Source organism: Cupriavidus sp. Met-2 (assembly GCF_049843575.1).
GTDB lineage: Bacteria > Pseudomonadota > Gammaproteobacteria > Burkholderiales > Burkholderiaceae > Cupriavidus > Cupriavidus metallidurans.
The window spans coordinates 50,457-73,377 of record NZ_JBBHZL010000009.1 but is presented as its reverse complement, the minus strand read 5'-3'; the positions used below and the strand labels follow the sequence as shown (position 1 = coordinate 73,377).

Annotated in this window: 20 protein-coding genes; 6 read left to right on the top strand and 14 right to left on the bottom strand. The window is 65.3% G+C overall.

Features of this window, described 5'->3' with window-relative positions; all coding sequences use genetic code 11:
* Positions 1-36: 36 nt before the first annotated feature.
* Complete coding sequence (locus WD006_RS19175) at positions 37-681, top strand: methionine ABC transporter permease (protein ID WP_029308855.1); 645 nt, start codon at positions 37-39, stop codon at positions 679-681.
* A gap of 59 nt (positions 682-740) precedes the next feature.
* On the opposite strand, the gene WD006_RS19170 is transcribed toward WD006_RS19175, so the two are convergent.
* From WD006_RS19170 to WD006_RS19150, 5 genes are all read right to left on the bottom strand, one after another.
* Positions 741-2,006 carry an acyl-CoA dehydrogenase family protein gene (locus tag WD006_RS19170; RefSeq protein ID WP_080711455.1) on the bottom strand — a complete coding sequence of 422 codons (1,266 nt, stop codon included), beginning with the start codon at positions 2,004-2,006 and terminating at the stop codon, positions 741-743.
* 131 nt (positions 2,007-2,137) lie between these two features.
* Positions 2,138-3,199 carry a tRNA 2-selenouridine(34) synthase MnmH gene (gene mnmH / locus WD006_RS19165; RefSeq protein ID WP_029308857.1) on the bottom strand — a complete coding sequence of 354 codons (1,062 nt, stop codon included), beginning with the start codon at positions 3,197-3,199 and terminating at the stop codon, positions 2,138-2,140.
* Positions 3,196-4,269, bottom strand: a complete 1,074-nt coding sequence (gene selD / locus WD006_RS19160; RefSeq protein WP_029308858.1) for a selenide, water dikinase SelD — start codon at positions 4,267-4,269, stop codon at positions 3,196-3,198. The genes mnmH and selD overlap by 4 nt, the downstream gene beginning before the upstream one ends.
* 119 nt (positions 4,270-4,388) lie before the next feature.
* Positions 4,389-6,053: a rhomboid family intramembrane serine protease gene (locus WD006_RS19155; RefSeq protein ID WP_029308859.1), complete on the bottom strand. Its 1,665-nt coding sequence runs from the start codon at positions 6,051-6,053 to the stop codon at positions 4,389-4,391.
* A 183-nt stretch (positions 6,054-6,236) separates the two neighbouring features.
* Complete coding sequence (locus WD006_RS19150; RefSeq protein ID WP_029308860.1) at positions 6,237-6,887, bottom strand: LysE/ArgO family amino acid transporter; 651 nt, start codon at positions 6,885-6,887, stop codon at positions 6,237-6,239.
* A gap of 74 nt (positions 6,888-6,961) precedes the next feature.
* On the opposite strand from WD006_RS19150, the gene WD006_RS19145 reads away from it, so the two are divergent.
* A complete protein-coding gene (locus tag WD006_RS19145; protein WP_011518378.1) occupies positions 6,962-7,858 on the top strand; it encodes a LysR family transcriptional regulator ArgP in 897 nt (298 codons plus the stop codon).
* A gap of 153 nt (positions 7,859-8,011) precedes the next feature.
* Here WD006_RS19145 and WD006_RS19140 read toward each other — a convergent pair whose 3' ends face one another.
* The 4 genes from WD006_RS19140 to WD006_RS19125 all read right to left on the bottom strand — a co-directional run bounded on the left by WD006_RS19140 (position 8,012) and on the right by WD006_RS19125 (position 11,721).
* On the bottom strand, positions 8,012-8,470 hold the full coding sequence (locus tag WD006_RS19140) for a chromate resistance protein ChrB domain-containing protein (protein WP_011518379.1): 459 nt from the start codon (positions 8,468-8,470) through the stop codon (positions 8,012-8,014).
* A gap of 13 nt (positions 8,471-8,483) precedes the next feature.
* Complete coding sequence (locus WD006_RS19135) at positions 8,484-9,656, bottom strand: chromate transporter (protein ID WP_029308861.1); 1,173 nt, start codon at positions 9,654-9,656, stop codon at positions 8,484-8,486.
* A gap of 19 nt (positions 9,657-9,675) precedes the next feature.
* Positions 9,676-10,683: a chromate resistance protein ChrB domain-containing protein gene (locus WD006_RS19130; RefSeq protein ID WP_051723272.1), complete on the bottom strand. Its 1,008-nt coding sequence runs from the start codon at positions 10,681-10,683 to the stop codon at positions 9,676-9,678.
* Between the two features lie 99 nt (positions 10,684-10,782).
* Positions 10,783-11,721: an AraC family transcriptional regulator gene (locus tag WD006_RS19125; protein ID WP_029308863.1), complete on the bottom strand. Its 939-nt coding sequence runs from the start codon at positions 11,719-11,721 to the stop codon at positions 10,783-10,785.
* Positions 11,722-11,807: 86 nt separating this feature from the next.
* On the opposite strand from WD006_RS19125, the gene WD006_RS19120 reads away from it, so the two are divergent.
* A complete protein-coding gene (locus WD006_RS19120) occupies positions 11,808-13,229 on the top strand; it encodes a cytochrome P450 (protein ID WP_011518383.1) in 1,422 nt (473 codons plus the stop codon).
* Positions 13,230-13,306: 77 nt separating this feature from the next.
* Here the strand turns inward: WD006_RS19120 and WD006_RS19115 are convergent, their stop codons facing one another.
* Positions 13,307-14,386 carry an alkene reductase gene (locus WD006_RS19115; protein WP_029308865.1) on the bottom strand — a complete coding sequence of 360 codons (1,080 nt, stop codon included), beginning with the start codon at positions 14,384-14,386 and terminating at the stop codon, positions 13,307-13,309.
* Positions 14,387-14,559: 173 nt separating this feature from the next.
* Between WD006_RS19115 and WD006_RS19110 the strand changes: the two genes are divergently transcribed.
* A complete protein-coding gene (locus tag WD006_RS19110; protein WP_011518385.1) occupies positions 14,560-15,429 on the top strand; it encodes a LysR family transcriptional regulator in 870 nt (289 codons plus the stop codon).
* 151 nt (positions 15,430-15,580) lie between these two features.
* Here WD006_RS19110 and WD006_RS19105 read toward each other — a convergent pair whose 3' ends face one another.
* The 4 genes from WD006_RS19105 to WD006_RS19090 all read right to left on the bottom strand — a co-directional run bounded on the left by WD006_RS19105 (position 15,581) and on the right by WD006_RS19090 (position 18,900).
* Positions 15,581-16,012 carry a hypothetical protein gene (locus tag WD006_RS19105; RefSeq protein WP_011518386.1) on the bottom strand — a complete coding sequence of 144 codons (432 nt, stop codon included), beginning with the start codon at positions 16,010-16,012 and terminating at the stop codon, positions 15,581-15,583.
* A gap of 139 nt (positions 16,013-16,151) precedes the next feature.
* Positions 16,152-17,138, bottom strand: coding sequence for a YeiH family protein (locus WD006_RS19100; protein WP_029308866.1), 987 nt, complete (start codon positions 17,136-17,138; stop codon positions 16,152-16,154).
* A gap of 188 nt (positions 17,139-17,326) precedes the next feature.
* On the bottom strand, positions 17,327-17,896 hold the full coding sequence (locus tag WD006_RS19095; protein ID WP_051723274.1) for a MarR family winged helix-turn-helix transcriptional regulator: 570 nt from the start codon (positions 17,894-17,896) through the stop codon (positions 17,327-17,329).
* Positions 17,897-18,129: 233 nt separating this feature from the next.
* Positions 18,130-18,900: an SDR family oxidoreductase gene (locus WD006_RS19090; protein ID WP_029308867.1), complete on the bottom strand. Its 771-nt coding sequence runs from the start codon at positions 18,898-18,900 to the stop codon at positions 18,130-18,132.
* A 112-nt stretch (positions 18,901-19,012) separates the two neighbouring features.
* On the opposite strand from WD006_RS19090, the gene WD006_RS19085 reads away from it, so the two are divergent.
* Positions 19,013-19,936: a LysR family transcriptional regulator gene (locus WD006_RS19085; RefSeq protein ID WP_011518390.1), complete on the top strand. Its 924-nt coding sequence runs from the start codon at positions 19,013-19,015 to the stop codon at positions 19,934-19,936.
* A 38-nt stretch (positions 19,937-19,974) separates the two neighbouring features.
* Entirely contained in the window at positions 19,975-22,896 is a 2,922-nt protein-coding gene (locus WD006_RS19080; RefSeq protein WP_029308868.1) for an HD domain-containing phosphohydrolase, read from the top strand.
* The last annotated feature ends 25 nt before the right edge of the window (positions 22,897-22,921 follow it).

The window sequence follows — 22,921 nt, the reverse complement described above, 5'->3', positions numbered from 1 at the left end:
AGGCTCATTCTCCGGAGATTGTCGATCGTGTTGCCAATGGCTGAGAAGTACCTGAAGGCGCTGGGCGAGACCCTGATCATGACGACCAGCGCTTGCGCGGTGGTGTTCGTCACCGGCCTCGCGCTGGCGCTCGTTCTGACGATCACCGCTCCCGCGGGTCTGGCGCCACGACCACGCGTGCATCGCACGCTGTCGGTGCTGGTGAACATGTTCCGGTCCGTGCCGTTCATCATCCTGCTGGTGGCGATGCTTCCGGTCACGCGGATGATCGTCGGTACCACGATGGGCATCTGGGCCGCCGTGGTGCCATTGAGCGCCCACCTGATTCCGTTCTTCGCCCGCGTTTCACAAGTGGCGCTCAATGAGACTGATTCCGGGCTGGTCGAGGCCGCGCGGGCCATGGGGTGCCGCCGCTGGCATATCGTGCGCCACGTGTTGCTGCCCGAGGCGCTTCCTGCATTGATCGGCGGCGCCACTGTGACCGTGATCGCGATGATCGGCGCATCCGCGATGGCGGGCGCAGTCGGTGCGGGCGGGCTGGGCGACCTTGCTATCCGCTATGGCTACGAACGGTATGAAACAGCGGTGATGTTCAATGTGATCGTGATCCTGGTGGCGCTGGTCACGCTGGTGCAGTTCAGCGGAGAGCGGCTGGCACGTCAGTTCGACCATCGCAGGTAGCAGGTAACGCGAAGCCCCCACGTGAAAACGTGGGGGCTTCCATTCGCGATCGGAAAAGATCAGAACAGGCCGGTCGTGGGCGGCGGCTCATCCTTGAGCAGCCAGGCGCCCACCGCCGCTGCCTTCCATTGGCGGGGATTGTGATTCGCCACGGTCCTGGCGTTGCGCCAGTGACGGTCCAGGTTGTACTGGCGGTCGCACGAGGAAGCCCCGCCAACATCAAGGGCCAGCTCCGAAGCCTTGAGCGCGGCTGCAACGGTGAAGACCTGCGCCTGGGCAACGTCGATCGATGCCTGCGTCAGCGATGCATTGCTCAGGTTGTCGGCCCAGGCAGCGTCGATGGTATCGGCGGCACGTAGCGTCGCGGCTTCGGCGGCAAAGGCCTCGGCAGAGATCTGGCCAATGGTCTCCTGCACGTAGGGATCATCCACCGAGCGCTCGGCCGAACTGTGCTTGATCGGACGGGCCTTGTTGCGCGCGAACCAGACCGCATCGTTGAGCGCATTGCGTGCGATGCCCGCCTCGGTGGCGGCAAGGAATAGCTGGAATACCGGCGAAACCGGGTTGCGGCGATCACGCGGCAGAAAGCTGCCGCGTACCTCGTCCGTCTCCACGCGCATGTTTGTGAAGCGCGTGGTACCGCTGGCTGTCAGCCGCTGACCGATCGTATCGAAGTCGTCCACCAGTTCCATGCCCGCGCGTTCGCGCGGCACGGTGAAGTGCGTTTCCTTGCCGGCTTCGTCCAGCGCGATCGAGCTGACCCAGTCCGCATAGAGCCCACCGGTGCTGTAGTACTTGGTGCCATTGACGAGGTAGTGGTCGCCATGGCGCACGATGGTGGCCTGAATGGCGCCCTGCTTGCCGCCGCGCTCCACGCCGCCGTTGCCGATGATATGCCCGGCCAGCAAACGGCCGAACCAGCGCTTGCGATCGGCTTCGTTGTCGTGCGCGGCCAGCAGACCTTCCACCAGGCCGAAGTTGGGACGCAGCGCCTGTGCGAGATTGGAGTCCACGGTCGCGAGTTCGATCACGAAGCGGATGGCATCGCGCAACGTACCACCCGGCCCGCCGTAGACCTTGGGAATGCGGAACGTCAGCAGGCCGGCGTTGGCGACCTCCCGCGCGAAAGCGTAGGGCAGATCGCGCTGGAGCTCGCGGCTTGCCGCGCCTTCGGCAATCCGGGGCAGTAGCGCTTGCGCGCGCTGACGCAGGATGGCGACATCCGCGGCCGGCGGTAGTGCATTGCCGGGCGGCGCGGGATGCGGGGCGGTCGATTTTGTCGCACCTGCAGGTGCGACGATTTGAAGTGCAGCTTCTGTAGTCACGGTACGGGCTTCTGCGCCTATCGGCGAGGGTTGCTCTGGGCCGTTCAGAGTAACCAATCCCGCCCGCGTCACTAAGCGCGAATTCCGCATGTCGACGCTACCCGTCCGTATGAGACGCGTAGCGACCGGACTCAGGCGGGTTGCTGCTCCGCGACCGTTTGCACAATCGACGTGGCCAACGACTCGATGCCCTGCGCGGAGAGGCTGTCCGCGTGCACCACGCGCCGTGCGTCCCATTTGTGGAAGTGCTTGCGTTGCGAGCGCGCGTAGGAAGGGTCGTAGTGCTCGGTCGCCAGTTCGCCGAACAGTTGGCGCAGGTTTCCTGTGGTCGCCATCTCCTGCCACGCGGCGATGGTGGTCTTGCCGTGCAGTTCCTTCAGCCGCCCAAGCTGATCGGCAAGCCAGGCTGGCCGATCGCCAAGATATGCATAGTCATGCAGCAGGAACGCGAGTCGTGTTTCTGGCGATGCGTCGATCTCCACGCAGGCGCTGTCGCGCATGTGGGCCACCAGCGGTACTGGCAGATTGAGCTTGCCAATGCGCGCGCCTTCACCTTCCACATAAAGCGGCCGGGCCAGATCGACGCGCTCGATCACATCCGCCAGCGCGGTCTCGAATGCGGTCTGCGAAGGCTGGGCGACATCGGGCAATGCGCCGAGCAGCGATCCCTTGTGCCGGGCCAGCCCTTCGAGATCGAGCACCTGTTCGCCTTGCGCAGCCAGCGCATGGAGCACGCGTGTCTTGCCACTGCCTGTGGCGCCGCAGATCACGACCAGCGGCGCGCGCGCGGCCTGCGTGTCGAGCACGTCGATGACGTGGCGGCGCCAGGCCTTGTAGCCGCCGGCAAGCTGCTGGGCATCCCAGCCCACCATGCGCATCCACGTCGTCATCGAGCCGCTGCGCAGCCCGCCGCGCCAGCAATACACCAGCGGCCGCCAGCCAGACGGGCGATCGGCGAACTGCTCGCGCAAATGGCGGGCGAGGTTGGCTGCCACCATGGCACCGCCGACACGTCGCGCCTCGAATGCGCCGACCTGCTTGTACAGCGTGCCGACGATGCGGCGCTCCTCGTTATCGAGAACCGGGCAGTTGATGGCGCCGGGAATATGGTCGATCTCGAACTCCGCCGGTGAGCGGGCGTCGATGATCGTGTCGAACGCGTGGCGGTCTTCGACTCTTACGACTGGTTTCATGGGGTGACCGTCAGCCCGGGTTCGCCGGCTTCCATGCGGCCCACCACGGTGGCTTCCGTGAAGCCCTGCTCGCGGAAGACGGCCAGTACCTTGTCCACGGCGTCTGGCGCGCAACTGACCAGCAGGCCACCACTTGTCTGAGGGTCGGTGACCAGCGGTTGGGCAAGCTCGGGCAGGCCGGCGGCGAGTTCGACTTCGCTGCCATAGCCTTCCCAGTTGCGGCGCGATGCACCGGTGATGAAGCCCTGTTCCGCCAGTGACATCACATTCGGCAGCAAGGGAATGCGAGGCCATTCCAGTACCGCGCGCAAGCCGGCGCCGCGCGCAAGCTCCAGCGTATGGCCCGCGATGCCGAAGCCGGTGACATCGGTGATCGCATGGACATCGTCGAGTTCGGCCAGGGCGATGCCGGGCGTATTCAACTTTGTGGTGGTGTCGATCAGCCGTGCGTATCCGGCATCATCGAGCTTTTCCTTCTTCAGCGCGGCGGACATCACGCCTACGCCGAGCGGCTTGCCGAGCACCAGCACGTCACCGGCGCGTGCGTCGCGGTTGCGTCGGATCTTCTTCGGATGCGCCAGCCCCATCACCACCAGGCCATAGATGGGCTCGACCGAGTCGATCGTATGGCCACCGGCAATGGGGATGCCAGCCGCCTGGCAGACGCTCTGACCGCCTTCTATCACCCGGCCGATCACTTCGAGCGGCAACTGGTTGACCGGCATCGCGACCAGGGCGAGCGCCATGATCGGACGTCCGCCCATCGCATAGATGTCGCTGATGGCGTTGGTGGCGGCAATGCGCCCGAAGTCGAACGGATCGTCGACGATCGGCATGAAAAAATCGGTGGTGGCGATCAGCGCCTGCGTTTCGTTGAGCTGATAGACCGCGGCATCGTCGGACGTTTCGATCCCGACCAGCAGTTCCTTGGGGACCGGCAACGCGGCGCTCGAGCGCAGGATCTGGGACAGGACGCCGGGCGCGATCTTGCAGCCGCAACCGCCCCCGTGGGAAAAACTGGTGAGACGCAGCGGAGGCGTGGCCTCCACTTGAGGGGTGTTGGTGTTCATAGGGAGTGGCGTGGGCCCAGGCGGATCGGAGATAGGCCGTACTTTACAGTACGAGTCCGGCCCGCCCGGCGTCGTGCGATGACTACCCAATGACTGCCCAACGACTGCCTAGTGAATGCCTATTTCTTGCGCTTCTCCGCCAGGCGCGCGTTGATCCGTTGCGTCAGCCGCTCGATATCGGCATTCAATGCGTCGCCACGCGCGGCATCGGCTGGGACGTGTCTGTTGGCGCTGGCGTCCCAGACGGAATCCATGCGCAGGTACTCGTGCATGGCATCTGCCAGCAGGGTCATGTCCTGCAGCAAGGGCGTGCGCGAATCGCCGGGCGGCAGCGTGACGCGCACCAGACCGGACAGCGCTTGCTCGAAGGCGGGCGCGTGGATGGTTCGGGTACGCGCGTCGACCTCGCGCTCGGGCATTTTGCCGGCCTTCATGGCCTCGATATCGGCTTGCGTCGCCCGAAGCGCGGTCATGAAGCGATCGGCGGCCACTTCGAACTGTCGGGAACCGGCCAGCTGGGCGCGCAGGGTCAGCGGTGCGGGCGGCGCAAACGCGGCCACACCGACCACCGCGACGATGGCCGTCACGGTGGCCATCAACGTGCCACGGCGCAGCTTCTTGCGGTAAGTCTCCGGCGACAGCCGGACCGGCAGGCACAACGCCAGCAGCGCGCCGCCAATCAAGCCACCCACATGCGCGGCGTTATCCACACGCGTCGACAGGAAGCCCTGTGCGAGCGAGTAGCCGATCATGATCACGGCATCGCTGACGAGTTGCTTGCGAATGCTCTGCGGCAGTTCGCCGCGGTGCAGCAGTGCCGCGACAAGCAACGCGCCGCCGATGCCGAACACCGCCCCCGAGGCGCCGACGGACACCGAGGTCTGCGCCGCGAAATAGAGGCTCAATGCGCTGCCGAGCAGGCCGGCGCCAACGTAGATCAGCAGGAAGCTGCGCGTGCCGAAGAATCGCTCTACGTGCTTGCCGAGCAGGTAGAGCACCACCATATTGGCGGCCAGATGCTTGAGACTGCCGTGAAGGAAGGTGGCCGTCAGCAGCCGCCACCACTGACCGTCCTGCGTCAGCGCGCCAAGATTGCCGCCCCAGTCAATGAGCATCTTTGGCGCGGCGCCATCCAGCGCGGCGCCGCGCGAAAGCATGATGAGCCAGATGAGCACGTTCACGGCGATCACGCTGTACAGGCCCCAGGTGCGGGGCAGCGCCTGCATTTGCGCCACGAAGGCCCGCTCGGCAACAACGTCGGCGGACGGCGTGATGCCAGCCACGCGCATGTGGTGCGCCACCAGTGCCTGAACGAGTTGCTGATCCGGCTTGCGCAGCATGGCCAGTCGCACCTGATAGGCGCGACGCGCCTTCCGACGGCCGCCGGGCTTCGTTTCGACCGTTTCGATGACAAGGGTCTCGCCGGCGCCCCGCACGTCGCGTATCGCCGCACCAGCGATGTCTCGCCAGCGCAGATGGCGGCGTTTGCGCGGGAATGCCGTGGAACCGATGCCGCTGGCATCGATGGTCAGCAATGGTTTGCCGAGCGGCGCATGGCGTCCCCATCCCCATTCAAAGAGGATCAGGATGCCTAGCAGCACTAGGCTCATCAAAACGGAGCCGGCGTTGCCGCGCATGCTGACCAGCAGCAGCGCAGCCAGGCCACCAAAGATCGCCCACAAGATCAGCCGCATGAACAGCGCGGCGCCAAACTGGCGCACGTAGAAGGCGCCTATCGGGCGGGCAGGGGTGGCCCTTTGCCGCCAGCGTTGCGATTGCTCCATCGTTCTTCCCGAAACGGATTCAAGTTTCGCGTCATCTCGAGCGGCATTTCCGGTGACGGAGCCACGGCGCGCGTGACGCGACGATAGAGGCACTGCCTGTGCGGCGCAAGCTCCCCCGTTGGCGGGGTTGCGTTGTGTGGGGTAGCCCCCTGTTGGACAGCCAGCCTTACATTGACTGCAAAGTCAGAAACTGCCAACCACTCGCCACACCAGCATCAACGACAACGCCAACATCGTTATCCCAATCAGGGCATCCAGCGCCTGCCAGGCTTTGGGGCGGGCGAACCACGGCGCCAGCCAGCGGGCGCCGAATCCCAGCAGTCCGAACCAGAGCACGCTGGCGGAGCTTGCGCCCGCCACGAACCAGCCGCGTAGTGCCGCCGGTTGCTGGGCGCCGATGCTGCCAACCAGCAGCACCGTATCCAGATAGACGTGCGGGTTGAGCAGCGTGAAGGCTGCCGCCTGAGCCAGCGCGGCGCTTCGGCCGAGGCCTTCGCCGCTGGTGCGGGTGCTTAGCTGGTGCGATTCCCGGGCGCGCCGCAGAGCCCGCCACCCATATATCGCCAGGAAGATGGCGCCGACTGCCGCTAACGCGCGGGCAAGGCCGGGGCTTTCGCCAAGGGCCTGGGCCATGCCCATGACGCCCGCCGTGATCAACAAGGCGTCTGCCACTGCGCAGAACAGCACCACGCTGCCCACGTGCTCGCGTCGCAACCCTTGGCGCAGGACGAAGGCATTCTGCGCGCCGATGGCGACGATCAGTCCGAAGCTCAAGGCCATGCCTTGCAGCGAAACGGAAAAAGCGGGAGATGGGGCGGGGAGGGCGGTGATCATCCGAGGGAGCTTGCCTGTCTTTCTGGATGAAGACAAACTATCTTTCCTTCATCTAATTAAGTTGAGCTAAACCGATGCTGGACTACGCCGCGCTTTCCGCACTGGCTGCTGTGATTCGCGAGGGCAGCTTCGAGCGTGCGGCTCGCGCGCTCAACGTGACGCCGTCGGCGATTTCGCAGCGCATCCGCTTGCTGGAAGAGCGCGTGGGCTGCGCGCTGGTGGTGCGTGCCCAGCCTTGCCGGGCGACCGAGACCGGACGGCGGTTGTGCCAGCACGTGGACCGGGTGCGTTTGCTTGAGCAGGAACTTCAGGGGGCGCTGCCGGCGCTGGCGCCCGAGGGTGTGACACGGGTGGCGTTACCGGTGGCGGTGAATGCCGATAGCCTGGCCACCTGGGCCGCGCCCGCCATTGCCACGTTCGCCGCGGCGCATCCCGTATTGATGGAAGTGGCCGTGGACGATCAGGACCACACCACCGAGTGGCTACGCAGCGGCGCAGTGCTGGCTGCCGTGACGGGCACCGGCCGGCCCGCGGCAGGATGCAACAGCCGCCCGCTTGGCGCGATGCGCTATCTGGCGGCGGCCAGTCCGGCGTTCATGCAACGCTACTTTGTCGATGGCGTTGGCGCAGGCACTCTGGCCGAGGCGCCGAGCCTCGTGTTCAACACCAAGGATGAGCTGCAGGTGCGGTGGGCGCGGCGCTTGTGCCATCGGCATGTGGAACTGCCCCGGCATACGTTGCCGTCGTCGCAGGCGTTCGTGACGGCGGCCTTGGCTGGCATGGGCTGGGGCTTGCATCCACAGGCGCTCGTCGCGCCGTATCTGGCGAATGGCACGCTGGTCGAACTGGTGCCAGGGGCGCCGCTCGATGTCCCCCTTCACTGGCAATACGCACGCGCGGCGTCAGGCTTGCTCGACGGGCTGAGCCGCGAGGTGCTGGCTGCCGCGCGGGTTGCGCTACTGGCGCCCTGATCTTGGCTGGTGTTGGCTGGGGGCGGCGGGTTCCCGTATGGCCTGCGGCAGCCATGCTTCGACAAGACATGGAAGCCGGGGATATCGACGTGGTGAAGCAAGCGGGTGCTTGTCCGTGGAAAGAGATCTGGCGGCCTCCGTCGGTCGTGTCCTTCAACCCATCTTCGGCGGCCAATTGTGCGTCTCTGTCTGGCAGTGGCCGCACCAGGCGTAGAGCGCGTCGTACATCACCATGCCGTGTTCAAGCATCTCGAGGTCGTCATTGAACATGCGCGACAGTCCCAGCGAGATGGCGTAGAGCCCGCTGGATTGCGGTGTGAGGTCCAGCCGCGACGTGTCCGCGCCACGTACGATGCCGGCCAGTTGCTGCAAGGCCGCGTCGCCGCCTAGGTGGTACTTGTCCAGGAACGCATCGAAGCTGCAGCGCTCGCCGACGTGTGTGAGTTCCACGCCGGGAACGTCGTACGGGATGGCACCCGATTCATTGGCGATGCGCGTGACATCGTCGGGTGGCACGTAGAGAAACTCCGGCGTCTCGTCGATAAAGCGGGCAATCAGCCAGGGACAAGCGATCCGGTCGATCTTGGGGTGTTCGCGCGTGATCCATTGCATGGCGGTCTCCTTGTCAGTGATGCAGCAACGGGTAGATCAACAGGCCAAGGGCCGCCGCACCCGCCACGATGGCCGGTTCCGGCAGCTTCCTGAACCTGAGGAGCAGCGCGACGGTGACCACTGCCAGCAGCACCGTCGGTACATCGACGATCGAGCGCCTGGCCAATACGATGACCGCGCCGGATATCGCGCCCACGGCGGCGGCCGTGACGCCGTCCACAAATGCGAGGATCGCAGGCAGCTTGCCGTACTTCTTGAAGTAAGGCGCAGGCAGGATGGTGAAGAGGTAGCACGGTAGAAAGGTGCCTGCCGCCGCCACGCAGGCGCCGGGCAGGCCCGCCACCAGATAGCCGATGAAGCCGACGGTGATGACGACCGGGCCCGGCGTGATCATGGCCACGGCCACCGCATCGACGAATTGCTTCTCGTTGAGCCAGTGGTACTCGGTGACCACACCGCCATAGAGGAACGGGACGATGGCGAGCCCCGAGCCGAATACGAACGCGCCGGCCTTGGCGAAAAACAGGCCAATCTGCGACAACAGCGGCCAGTCGATCGTGCCCAGCAGGGCGCTGGCGGCAGGCGCCGGGATCGCGGCGATCGCATTGGCCCGGCCATGGCCCAGCCACTTTGGCGGCGCGCGCCAGAGCCAGACGAGCACGCCCGACGCGAGGAACAACCACGCGACCTCCGACTCGGTGATCACCGTCACGGCGCACAGCAACAGGTAGATGGCCCAGAGCAGCTTGTCCTTGCCGACGCTTCGGGTTGTGAGCTTGTATGCGCTGATCGCGATGATGCCGATGACAGCAGCGCCCACGCCGTAGAACACGGATTGCATCCACGTCAGCCCGCCAAAGCGGACGTAGGCCCAGCCGAGTGCTACCACCATCAGGAACGACGGCAGCACGAAGGCGATGCCGACCAGTGTGGCACCCAGGATACGGTAGTGCACGTAGCCGAGGTAGATCGCCAGCTGCGCCGCCAAGGGTCCTGGCGCCAGTTGCGCGAGCGCCAGCCCCTCTTTGTAGTCACCGTCCGTGATCCACTGGCGGGCCTCCACGAGATCGCGCCGCATATGGCCGGCCAGTGCGACGGGGCCGCCAAATCCAAGCGTGCCGAGCCGCACGAAATACATCACCAGTTGCCGCAGCGTATAGGCGGGGTGGTCGTGGGGAGCGTTCATCTGGGGCACCTGGGGAGTCTTATGGTTTCCGGTTGCCGGAGAAATGGGCATAGAGGGAATCGAGCACCGTGCCGACCTCCGTCAACAGCGCATCGTCATCGGCCAGTCTCTTGCGCGCGCCAGCCAGGATGGCTTCGAAGCCGCTGGCCTCGGGGACGGTCGATCCACCCACGTCCAGCGCATGGACCATTGCGCCGAGCCGGACCAGTCCGGGGTTGTCGTCGAGCCCGAAGCTGGCCAGCAGCACTTCGAACGACACGCGCGTGCCGACGTGGGTAAAGGTAGCGCCGTCGAAGTCGAACCCCAGTGCATCGACCGGGCAGTCAGCCGGATTGGCGAGCCAGAGGAACCCCGCGTGCGGATCGATGAAGCGCCGGATCAGCCAGGCACTGGCGACGCGATCGACCCACAGATTCCGGCGCGTCGCCCACAGCCGGCCTTGATACTGGGACGGATCTCGGCGTGGAATGCCGCCGGCTGCGGCGTGAGGTTCGCCGGGAGATTGCGTGGCTTCGATCGCCGCGGCAAAGTCGCGCCATTGCGCGTCCGCGCGAACGGTGGCTTCATTCGGAAAGAAGTCGATCTTGCGGATGGTGTCGTATGCGCGGGCGTGACGACGCTGCAGGCGACTCCGTTCCGCAGCGACGAGATCGGGCAACGTCTTGCGCGCCTCGGACAACTCGGCGAGCCAGCGGGTGTAGTCGGGCGTGCGATCGAACAGCGCCCGGTAGGCGCTGTCTTCAGCCGCATCGCCAGCCAGAACGCGAAGCAGCCAGGCCTGGCCTTCTTCCTGCAAGGCGTCGTCGGCGAGGATGCGCAACTGCATGGCCTGCTCGGCGTGTGCCGGCAACAGATAGGCGCCGTCGCGCAATGCGGCGCACCCCAGCGTCCTGACGGCGCGCCAGATGCGCATGCGTGCCGTCGCGCTGGACGTGGGAAGGCTGACTATCAGCAGAAGCCAGGCGTTGGGTGCGGAGTTGGGTGCATTGAGAGTGGGTGTCATGAAGGCAGCATAGGTAGCTGTCATGACCGTTGCAATGCTGTAGAGACCTCTACAGCAGGCGGGTGAGCGTCGCCAGCAGCCCGGTTCGAGTGTCGCTACGCGTACTTTTTATGTGCGGTCCGTTCAGACCCACAACCGGTACAGCCAGAACGACTCATCCTCGACGAAGCGCTGCGTGAACTCGGTTGGAGAAAAGCCGGTAATGCGTTTCGTCGTGCGGACCAGATGGGCCTGGTCCGCGAAGCCTTCCTCCAGCGCCAGCCCGGGCCAGTCGAAGGGTTGGCCGGCTTCGTAACGATCGCGGGCCGTGAAGAATGCGCCCTCGGTTCGGACGATCGCTTGCCACTCGCGCAAGGACCGGCCGCTATAGGCCTTGATGCGACGTTCCACCTGACGCGGGCTGCTTGTCCGCTGCCATTCGCGGGCCTGCCAGGCCAGGCTCTCCACCCAGCGCCGCCCGGTCTGGCGCAGAGACGCGAGTGGGGACGACCGATGCCGAAGCGCATGCCATCGCGGAGCGAGACGTTGCTCGAGCGCCGCCAGTGTTTCCGCGTCGCTCTCGGCATCGCTCAGGGATTCGATGAGTGGCCGCCAGCCATCGCCAAGCACTTCGCGCGCGCATCGAAAACGGTCGTGAATTGCCGTCAGATCCAGATCGAACAATGCCTTGGCCACATCCGCGGTAAAGCACACCATGCCACCGCGTCCGGTGGTCGGCGCCCAGCTCGTGAGTGGTGACGACTGGCTGCCGGAAACGGTAACCGTGGCCCCGAAGGGGCGCCACAGGGGGCCGTTTGATGACCGTTCCACCAGGCCGGTGCCCGGATCGGGAAACCAGGACAGGCAAACGAGCGGCGATGCGGGAACGTGGGTCAGGCGCTGTGCGTCGGTCAGCGGAAAGCCGCGCGTGTCCCGGCACACGATTGCCGCAATGGCGCCATGCAGAGATGGCGGGGCCGGATAGAGCCGCGCATGAGGGGTCCGCCCGCCGTGCGATGCAAGTGGTGCACGCGCGGCCGGGTCTGGGCATTGGATCGGCGTCGAAAGGGGCCCGGAGGACATGAGCGGCGAGTATAGGCAGGCGCGGCGTGACTGTCGATGTCGTTTCGATTCAAGACAGTCCGCGTGGGAGCGTGTGGAATCTGCACATGACCACCGAATCCCAAGCCCAATGCCCGTTCCAGACGGCCAAGTCGCCGCCGCCTGCCGGCTCGCCACTGCCGCATCCATACGGTACCTGGCCGCCCGGGCCTGCGGCCGGCCTGACTGGCTGGCACCTGCTGCGGAGAATGTCGCGCGATCTGCTCGGCACGCTCGGCGAATGGCAGCAGACGTACGGCGACGTCGTGCATCTGCGGATGTGGCCGGAACATGCGGTCGTCGTCACCGACCCGCAGCTCGTCCGCGAACTTCTGGTGACCCATCACGACTCGTTGATCCGCTGGGAACGTGGCACGCGCGTGTTCTCCCGCGTGCATGGGCATAGCGTGCTGACCGCAGAGGGTGACGCATGGTCGCGCAAGCGGCAGGCGTTGCAGCCGGGCTTCATGCCGAAGGCCGTGCATGGTTTCGTTCCGGGCATCGTGGAGATCGTCGACAAGGGGCTCGCCACATGGCCCACGCGAGTGGCGGACTGGCCCGTGGAAAGCGCGCTGACGTCGCTGACCATGGATGTGATCGTCCGGATGATGTTCTCGGATGAGATCGGTGAGGACGCGCGCGTTGCCGAATGCGCCGTGCGCGCGATCAGCGAGGCGGCCAACGCCGATTTCTACTGGCCGGCGAGCCTGCCCGACTGGGTGCCATGGAAGCGCGCAAGACGGCGGGCACTCCACACGTTGCGGGACCTGATCGAGCGACATCTGCAGGCGCGTCTGCGGATGCGCACGGATACCTGGCCGGACGACCTGCTTTCGCGCCTGCTGTGCCTGCATCGGGATGACGCGACGGCATGGCCGCTACAGGCGGTGCGCGACGAATGCATGACGACGTTTTTGGCCGGACACGAGACCACCGCGGCGACGCTGACTTGGTGGGCCTGGTGCATGGCATCGAATCCGTCCGCGCAGGACGCCGCACGCGCCGAGGTCACGCATGTACTGCGCGGCCAGGCGCCGACGGCGGATAGTCGCCAGGCGCTGCGTCAGGTGGTGCAGACGATCACGGAGTCGATGCGCCTCTACCCGGTGGCCCCGGTGCTCATCAGCCGTCGCGCGGTCCGCCCCATCACCTTGGGCCCGTGGCGGCTACCGGCGCGCACGCTGTTCATGCTGCCCTTGCAGTTGATGCACCACGATCCGCGCTTGTTCCCGGAGCCGGAGCGCTTTCAGCCCGATCGCTTCTCGACAGGTTCGCCGCAGGCCCCGCGCGGCGCCTACATGCCATTTGGCACCGGCCCGCGGGTTTGTCTGGGGCAGCATCTGGCAACGGCTGAGATGACGGTCATCGCGGCGATGCTGCTGCAGCGGTACAAGCTGTCGGTGCCGGAAGGCGCGGCACATCCGCGGCCGCTGTTGAACGTGACGTTACGGCCGGATCAGCCGCTTTGGCTTGCCGTGACGCCGATTTGAGGGCGAGTTGATAGCGAATTGGCCGGGATTGCCGCCTCGCCAGTCTCAGCGACGGCGCGGCGGCAAGTGCCAGCGCCTCAGGACGTCACGGTATCGGTCAGGGCCAGGGCCGGGTAGTCGATATACCCACGCCCGTCGCCACCAAAGAACGCATTGGGAATGGCATCGTTCATCGGCGCGCCGAGCTTCAGGCGGGTGACGAAGTCCGGGTTGGCCAGCACCATTTGTCCATAGGCTTCCAGATCGGCAAGCCCGGATGCCACGTCGGCACCCACAGCTTCACGGGTGCGGCCCGGCCGGTTCAGGATCAGCGTGCTGCGCCAGCGTTCGCGGATGTCGGCCAGCTGTGGCTCGTTGCCCTGGAGGCTGACGTGCAGGTACGCCAGGCCGAGCTTGTCCAGTTCCGTTACCAGGTGGCGATAGAGCGCCGGACCTTCGGCGCCTTCGTCGATGCCCCACAGCGGCGTGCCTGGCGATAGTCTGATGGCCGTCCGGTCCGCGCCGATTTCCCCGGCGATTGCGGTGGCCACCTCGATGGCGAAGCGGGCGCGGTTGTCGATCGAGCCGCCGTATTTGTCGGTGCGGGTATTGGCGTTGGGCGCGAAGAACTGCTGGACCAGATAACCATTGGCCCCGTGGATCTCGACGCCGTCCGCGCCTGCGGCGATCGCTTGCCGGGCGGCGAAGCGGAAGTCGTCCACGGTCTGGCGTACCTCGGCAGTGGTCAGCGCGCGCGGTGCCGGAATGTCCTGCATACCCTTCAGCGTGAACATCGGCACACCGGGGGCAATGGCCGACGGCGCCACACCTTGCCGGTGATGCGGCGTGTTGTCCGGGTGGGACATGCGTCCCGCGTGCATGAGCTGGATGAAGATCCGACCGCCTCGCTCGTGCACTGCGGCGGTGACGTTCTTCCATCCATCGACATGGGCTTCGGTGTAGATACCGGGCGTGGCGAGGTACCCCTGCCCGTCGTCCGAAGGCTGGGTCCCTTCGGTCACGATCAGGCCGACTCTCGCGCGCTGCGCGTAGTACTCGGCTGCCAGTTCGCCCGGCGTGCCATCAAGGCTGGCGCGGCTACGGGTCATCGGCGCCATGACCAGATGATTCTTCAGGGTGTATCGGCCGACGCGGACCGGGGTGAACAGTGCGCTCATGTGCATGACCTCTTTCGAAAGTGCAGGTTGCCGGCATCAGTTCGTGATGCCGGTCAGGCGCTGACGCGCGCCATCGCGCGGATCAGGCTTCCATGGCGCCATCATCGGTGGCTTCCTGTTCGAGATAAATCTGCTAATTTGCAATGCATTGATCCACTGATGGAGCAATCGGCGTGGAACTACTGAATGACATGGCCTTGTTCGTGGAGGTCGTCAAGGCGAAGGGGTTTCGCAGTGCTGCGGATGTTCTGGATATGCCGAGTTCGACGCTGTCCCGGCGGATCAGCGCTCTGGAAAAGGCGATCGGGTTGCGCCTGCTGCACCGCACGACGCGCAAGATCGAGCTGACCGAGGCCGGCCGGATCTACTTCGAGCGATGCAAGCGCATCGTGGGCGATGCCAGGCTGGCTCACGAACAGCTCGGTACCATGCTGGCGGAGCCAGTGGGCGTGCTCCGCGCGTCATTTCCAGTTGATTTCGCGGTGACCTATCTGGCGCCACTGATTGCCGAGTTTGCTGGCCGCTACCCGGGACTGAGCTTCGACTTCGATCTCACGCCCCGGCGTGTGGATCTGGTGAGCGAGCCGTTCGATGTCGCCATCCGCGCGGGGGAGCCCGAAGTCTCGCAACTGATCGCGCGTCAGCTGGCGTCGTTCCGGACCTATCTCTATGCCTCGCCCGGATATATCAAACGCGCGGGAGAACCGCGCGCTCCCGCCGATCTGAATCATCACGAATGTCTGGGCATACAGCGGGGCGGTGCGTGGACACTGCATCGCGGCGAAGACACCACCACGATCCCGGTGGGCAGCCGCTTTACGTTGAACAGCGTCGGGATGGCGCGCCGCTTGGCCGCGCTCGACATGGGCATCGTGCTGATGGCCGAAGCGATCGTGGCGGATGATCTCGCCACGGGACAGCTACGCCGGCTGATGCCCGAATGGCAGGGAACGCCGGTACCGGTCTACGCCATGACCGAGACGCGCCTGCTTCCGGCCAAGACGCAGCGATTCATAGAATTCCTGCGTGAACGATTCGAGTAACAGGCGCGTAGCCGCGCGCTCAACGATTTGAAAAGCCAACAATCGAGAGAGCTTCTAATGCCACGTCTTATCCCACGTCTTGTGCCCACGCCGACGAAGGCGCGCCTGACGCAAGCCAGTTGACCGGGTGGCGTTCCGGGGAGCGAGACTGTTACTGGGCCGACGGCCCGCTGGACAAACCGGTCGACTCAGAGGGCGCCGTGCCACCACCCGGCGTACCCGCCGTGCCTGACGTGTTTCCGTTCCCCGAGTCAGATTTGTCCTGCTGCTGCGCCTGCCGCCCATGCCTGCCGCCACCGCGCTGACCTAAGCCTCCACCACCGCCGCCATGGGATTTTGTCGCGGTCTGCTTCAATTCCTGATTGATGGTGTCGATCGTGCGTGGCGCCGGCGTCATGCGCGCGAAGTTACTCTGGATATTGCGCATGGCCGCGTCGTTATCACCGCCATCCGGGGGCGAGGCCGTCTGCTGGCTGAAGGCGACGCCTGGCAGGGCCAGCACGGCGGCAGCTGCCAGCCAGGTGGCAATACGCGGCTGGCGGCGGAAGGTGTGGCGCGGCTTGTTGGGGGCGGGATGATTCATGTTGCGTGTCTCGGCTCCGGTTGATGATTGTGGGGAGCATTTCCCCACATGAGCACGCAATCTGTTAGTTCTTTCCCGTTTCAGCGTATTGCGGGTGTATCGGCGGATTACAACGACGCCGGCCGCTGTGGCCTTGGGCTCACAGCATCCCGGTCATGTGCTGCATGACCAGGCTGCTCAGCGCCACGCTGACCCACACGATCAGGCCCAGCAGCAGCGGGCGGGCGCCAGCGCGCTTCAGGCGGTCGAAGTCGGTGCTCAGGCCAACGCCGGTCAGTGCGCCGATGACGAGGAACGGGGCCAGTTGCTGGATGACGTGCGTCACGCCAGCCGGGAGGAATTCGTTGATTGCCGAAGCCAGCACGAAGAGCACGATGAACCAGGGGATCACGCGACGCATCGAGCCGCCGGGCTGGCTGCGCTGGAAGAGCATGGCGATGACCAGCGTGACGGGCACGATCATCATCGCGCGTGTCAGCTTGACGATCGTCGCGTACTCGCCGGCGGCCGAACTCCAGGCATAGCCGGCTGCCACCACCGACGAGGTGTCGTTGATCGCCGTGCCGGCCCACAGGCCGAAGCCCGCATCGGACATGCCGAGCATCTTGCCCAGGATCGGGAAGATCACCACGGCCACGACGTTGAACATGAAGATCGTGGACAACGCATAGGTCATGTCGTGATCGTCCGGTTGCAGCACGGGCGTGATCGCGGCGATTGCCGAGCCGCCGCAAATGGCCGTGCCGGCACCGATCAGGACCTTGAGCTTCTCAGGGATGCGCAGCAGGTGCCCGGCCACGAGGGCCACGGTGAAGGCAACCGTCAGTGTGACGAGCGAGATAGGCAGGGACGTCAATCCGGTATGGACGACCTCATGCAGTGGCAGGCTGAACCCCAGGCCGACGATCGAATACTGCAGTAGCTGCTTGGAAGCGAACTGGATGCCGGGCTTGCACGACTCGGATGGCTTGAGGAAGGCTCGGCAGAGCAGGCCAAGCAACATGCCGAATACGGCACCTCCCAGCAGCGGCACAGCCTTGCCAAGCAGCGTGGCGGGCACGGTCAGGGCGAGAACGAGGAGTAGCCCGGGGAGTGTGGACCTTGCGGAGAGGAGTCGGGACGCCATGCTGCGAACACCTTCTTAGATGAATTTTGCATAACGATATTTCCTCAGCGCATATGGGCGCCAACGGTATTTTCGGGTTGTATCTATCGAAAATGTCGATAAGGACGGCTATCGGGCCTGCCGCGGCAACCGAGATCCCCCACAAAAGCAAACCGCCGCGACGATGTGCTCGCGGCGGCGGTTTGGTTTTATCGGCTCGTTCTATCGGCTCGGGCCTGTCTGGCGTGGCCGCGATCTTCCTGCGGCTTGTTCGGGGTGGTGCAGAGCCCATGCAGCTTGCGCAACCCTGAGTAAAGCCCGCGCCTTTCCTCTGGACTCAGCATCCGGATGACCGATGCCTGCCCGCGACGCGCCAACGGAATGACCTGCGCATGGAGCGCGGCTCCTTCGGGCGTAATCCGGCATGTCAGGCGCCGGCGCGTTCCGCCTTCTGACTCCAGCGTCACCAGCCCACGATCCTCCAGCAGCCGCAGCGTCCGGCTGACCAGCGCCTTGTCAGAGGTGGACTGCCTGACCAGTTCCGCGAATGACATCGTCTCGCCGTGCGCCAGCAGCGCCAGAATGCGCCACTCCGGCACGGTCAGCTCGAAGCGGGACGCGTACGGCTCCGTCACGTTGCTGCGCAGCGCCGTGACGAGCTGGCTCAGCATCGTCGTCAGGAAGTCGTTGACGTTGAGATCGGTGCCGGCTTCGTCGAGGTTCGACCACGGGTCGGTAGTTCCGGTGTCGACGGAGGCGGAACGGGTTGTGCTGGACATGAAGGGGGAGCTGTGGAGACGTGCTGGAAAATCGCCGCAAAGCGCGGCTGGAAGCCGATCGCGATTGTCTCACATGCAGGGTTGCCGGCAACTTCGCGGGTTTGCGCGTTGGACGCCCGCCTCACAAACGTTACGCGCGCCGGCCACGCGCCCGACATCGGGGCGCGTCACCGGCGCGCGCAAGTTGTGTCATCCGGCCGCCGCGCATCAAGACGCGGCGTTTCCGTGCGGAATCAAGCCGCGAATCCGCCATCCACGTTGAGGCTGGCACCCGTCACGAATCCAGCCTCAGGGCCGGCCAGATACGCCACCATGCTGGCGATCTCGTCGGGGTGGGCATGACGTTGCAGCGCCATCAGGCCGTGCAGCGATGCGGCGAATTCGCTGTCCTCGGGGTTCATGTCGGTGTTGACCGGGCCAGGCTGCACGTTATTGACCGTGATGCCCTTCGGTCCCAGGTCGCGTGCCATGCCTTGCACAAGCCCTTTCAGGGCGGACTTGCTCATCGCGTAGGCGGCGCCGCCCGGGAACGGCATCCGGTCCGCATTGGTGCTGCCGATGTTGATGATGCGGCCGCCCTGGCCCATGTGCGCCAGCGCTGCCTTCGCGGCGACAAATACCGCGCGTACATTCACGGCCAGCGTCTTGTCGAAGTCTTCCAGCGGGAACGTGTCGACCGGACCGAGGAATAGCACGCCGGCGTTGTTCACGAGGATGTCGATCTTGCCGAAGTCAGCGGCGGCCGCGTCGATCGCACGTGTGACGGCCGCGGCATCGGCCGCGTCGGCGTGATAGGCACGGGCACGGCCGCCTGCGGCCTGGATCGATTCAGCCAGCGCTTGCGCAACCGCGCCGGAGCTCTGGTAGGTGAAGGCCACGGCGGCGCCTTCGCGCGCCAGGCGGCGCACTATCGCAGCGCCGATGCCGCGTGATCCGCCGGTGACGAAAGCTACCTTGTCCGAGAGGGTGGCAGAGGTAGAGGTGAGGGTGGGGGTGGAGTTCATGATCGTGTTCCTGTGTGGTTGGGACGGTGAAAGCAGTATGGTTTTGGCGATCTGCAACCGGTAGTCATGATTCCGTATCAACTTTTTCAACCGTTGATATAAGCTTCGACGCATGGAAGCGCTGAACCTGCTCGAGTCATTTATCCAGAGTGCCGAAACCGGCAGCTTTTCGGCTGCCGCGCGTCGCCTCGGGCTGACGCCGGCCGCAATCAGCAAGAACGTGGCGCGGCTGGAGAACCATCTCGGGCTTCGGCTGTTTCAGCGCAGCACGCGCCGGCTGACGCTGACGATGGGCGGCGAGCAGTTCCTGCAGCAGGTATCCGATCCGTTCTCAACGCTGCGCGACGCGTTTGCCAGCGCCGCGCAGGAGGACGGCAAGCCCGCCGGGGTGCTGCGCGTGAGCATGGGCGTGGCGTTCGGCCGCGAGTACCTGGTGCCGTTGCTTGGCGAATTCCTGGCGCGTTATCCGGGCATCGTGCCGGACTGGCATTTCGAGAACCGCACCGTCGATCTGATCGCCGGTGGTTTCGATGCGGCCATCGGCGGCGGTATCGAACTGACAGAAGGGGTGGTGGCGCGGGAACTGGCGCGGACCTACGTGGTGGTGGCAGCGTCGCCGGCGTATATGAAAGACCGGGCGATGCCCCGCCACCCGTCGGATCTGGCCGGCTTCGACGGCATCGTGCGCCGGTCGGCTTCGACGGGACGTCTGCGGCATTGGAATCTGCGCAATCAGATAGGCGAGCAGGCGCTGGCGGAGATGCGCACGCGCGTGATTCTCGACGACCCCGAGGCCATGGCCCATGCCGCCATGAGCGGCCTCGGCATTGCGCTGCTGCCGATGCCACATGCCGCGCCCTGGCTCGAGAGCGGTGCGCTGGTGCGCCTCCTGCCAGGGTGGTATGCCGACAATGGGCCGATCGTGCTCTACTATCCGAACCGCAAGCTACTGCCGCCGAAAACGCGCGTATTCATCGACTTCATTGCGGAATCGTTCCAGAAGAATGCGCTCGCGCACCGATTCGACGGGCGCTGAGCGAAACCACGTGTAGCACCTCACCCTCGGAGGGCTGTATGCCACCGGCAACACGAAGAGGTTTTCCGCTCCACGCTTACATCTGGGCGCCGTTCGCCGTTCTGGTGCTGCTGGTTGGCGCGGTGGCTTGCGGCGTCAACTACCTGATGACGAAGTCGGCGCTGGAACATGCGATGGCCGACGCCAACGAGCGCATCAGTCGCGAGATGCTGGAGAAAGTCGAGGACATGGTGCTGCCTACCCAGGCCGCGGTCACCCTCGTCAGCCACAGCTCACTGGGCGACGCCACCACCCTCGCGCAGCGCATGGCACGTGTTGCGCTGGTCCGCGATGCGCTCGGCACATCGCCGGTTCTGCAGTCCCTGTTCCTGGGTTATGCCGATGGCAGTTTCTTCTACGTACGCCGCGTGCGCGATGACGCCGAGCGCGGGCCATACCAGGCACCCGCAGGCTCGGCCTACGTGATCCAGAGCATCGACCATGACGCAGGGGCAGCATTTGGCCAATTGATTTTCCTCGACACGGACCTGAACGAGCTTGCCAGGCGCCCGACGCCAGATTTCGTGAAGCGATACGACCCAAGGAAACGTCCCTGGTATATGGAGGCCATCGCGGCGGGCAAGCTGGTTCGGACCGAACCGTACATGTTCTTTTCCGACTACCAGGCCGGGGAGACGATTGCCGTGCCAACGCGCGCCGGTAGTGCCGTTGCCGGTGGCGACTTCCGGCTCGACACGCTGGGGCAGGCGCTCGCGCGAGACAGAACCACACCCGGATCGGTACTGGCCGTCCTGAATGCGCAGGGACAACTGGTCGCCATCGACCGGAGTCCCCCGGAATGGATGTCGGCGCCAGACGCCATGCGCACGGGCCTGCTGGGCAAGCCGGAAGATTACGGACTGCCGGTGCTGTCCAGCCTTGCGGCACAGGTGGGGAGCGGCAGCGAGGCCGCCGTCCGCAACGAACTGACGACGCTGGGCGGCAAGGGCTGGTACACCAGTATCGGCCGTATGAGCGGCGGCGTCGGCACGCTTTACCTGGTGATGGCCACGCCGCAGGATGAATTGCTGAGGGACGCGACCCGGCAGGCGAGCGTCGGAATATTTGCCACCGCACTGGTCGTCCTGCTGTCCTTGCCGCTGATGTGGCTGGTCGCGCGCGCGGTGGCCCGCCCGCTGTGTCAGTTGACCGATGAGGCCGAGGCCATCCGCCGCTTCGATTTCGACCAGCCGTTCCGTTTCTGGTCGCCGGTGCGCGAGGTCCATCGGCTGGGCGAAACGATGGACAAGATGCGCAACACCATCCAGCAGTTGCTCATCATCATGCGGGCCGTCACCGCCGAATCACAGCTCGAGAAGTTGCTGCCCCTGCTGTTGCACAAGATGCAGGACGCCGCAGCGGGGCAGGCGGGCGTGCTGTACCTGATCGATGGCGACACCACTCGTCCCGCCGCCGCGTTCGATGCGCAGGGGCGTGACATCGTTCAGGAGATCGGGGCCACGCCATTGCCGGAGGCACTGTCGTTGATCGGGGCGGCGGTGCGTGACGGTGTGTCTCGCACGGGCTATGTGACGGCTGCCGAGGCTGCTCAGGCAAAGCTTGGCCCGCTGGCATCGGTCATGCCTTGTTTCGTGGCCGCGATTCCGCTGATCAATCATCGACACGAATGCCCGGGCGTCGTGCTGGTGATGCGCGACACCCCGCTTCAGACCGCGCAACTTGCCTTCGTCGATACGATCGCCGGCCTGTCCGCTGGCGCGCTGGAAGTCCGTGAACTGAGCGCTGCCCAGCGCGACCTGTTCGATGCATTCATTCGGCTGCTGGCGGATGCGATCGACGCCAAGAGCCCGCATACGGGTGGTCACTGCGCGCGCGTGCCGGAACTGACCAAGATGCTGGCGCGGGCGGCGTGCGAGGTCACCCAGGGCCCCTATCAGTCCTTCCAGCTCAGCGAACAGCAGTGGGAGGAACTGCACGTGGCCGCGTGGCTGCATGACTGCGGCAAGGTGACGACGCCAGAATTCGTGATCGACAAGGCGACCAAGCTGGAAACACTGTACGACCGGATTCACGAAGTGCGCATGCGCTTCGAGGTACTCAAACGCGATGCCGAGATTCAGTGCCTGCAATCCATTGCCGCGGGCGAGCCGTTGCCGATCGCGCAGGCGCGGCGCGATGCAGAGATCGTGCGGCTCGACAACGACTTTGCTTTCGTTGCCGCATGCAATCAGGGCGGCGAGTCCATGTCGCAGGAAGACAAGGACCGACTGCGGCAGATCGCCGCCCGCACCTGGACGCGGACGCTAGACGATCGGCTCGGCGTCTCGCACGAGGAGTTCGCGCGCAAGTGCCGTTCGCCCGCCCACGCATTGCCAACGCAAGAGCGACTGCTGGCCGATCGCGACGATCATCGCATCGAGCGCGGGGCGCGCGATGTCATGCCGCCGGACAATCCGTGGGGCTTCAAGCGCAATGTGCCGCGCTATCTCTACGACCACGGCGAAATACACAATCTGACGATCGGGCGCGGCACGCTGAGCGAGGAAGAACGCTACAAGGTGGAAGACCACATCGTGCAGACGCAGATCATGCTGTCACGCCTGCCGTTCCCGAAGCATCTACGCAATGTGCCGGAGATTGCCGGCGGGCATCACGAAAAGATGGACGGTACCGGCTATCCGCGCGGGCTGACGCGCAATCAGATGAGCCCGCTGGCCAGGATGATGGCGATTGCCGATATCTTCGAGGCGCTGACCGCCGCGGATCGGCCCTACAAGAAGGCCAAGACGCTCTCGGAGTCGATCGGCATCATGGCCCGGCTCAAAGCGCAGCAGCACATCGACGGCGAGTTGTTTGACCTGTTTCTGACGTCCGGCGTCTATCGCGAGTACGCGCAGCGCTATCTGGACCCCGCGCAGATCGACGAGGTGGATACCGAAGACTACGTCGATGCCGCCTGAACGGGGCACCGCCAGCCCATGGCGT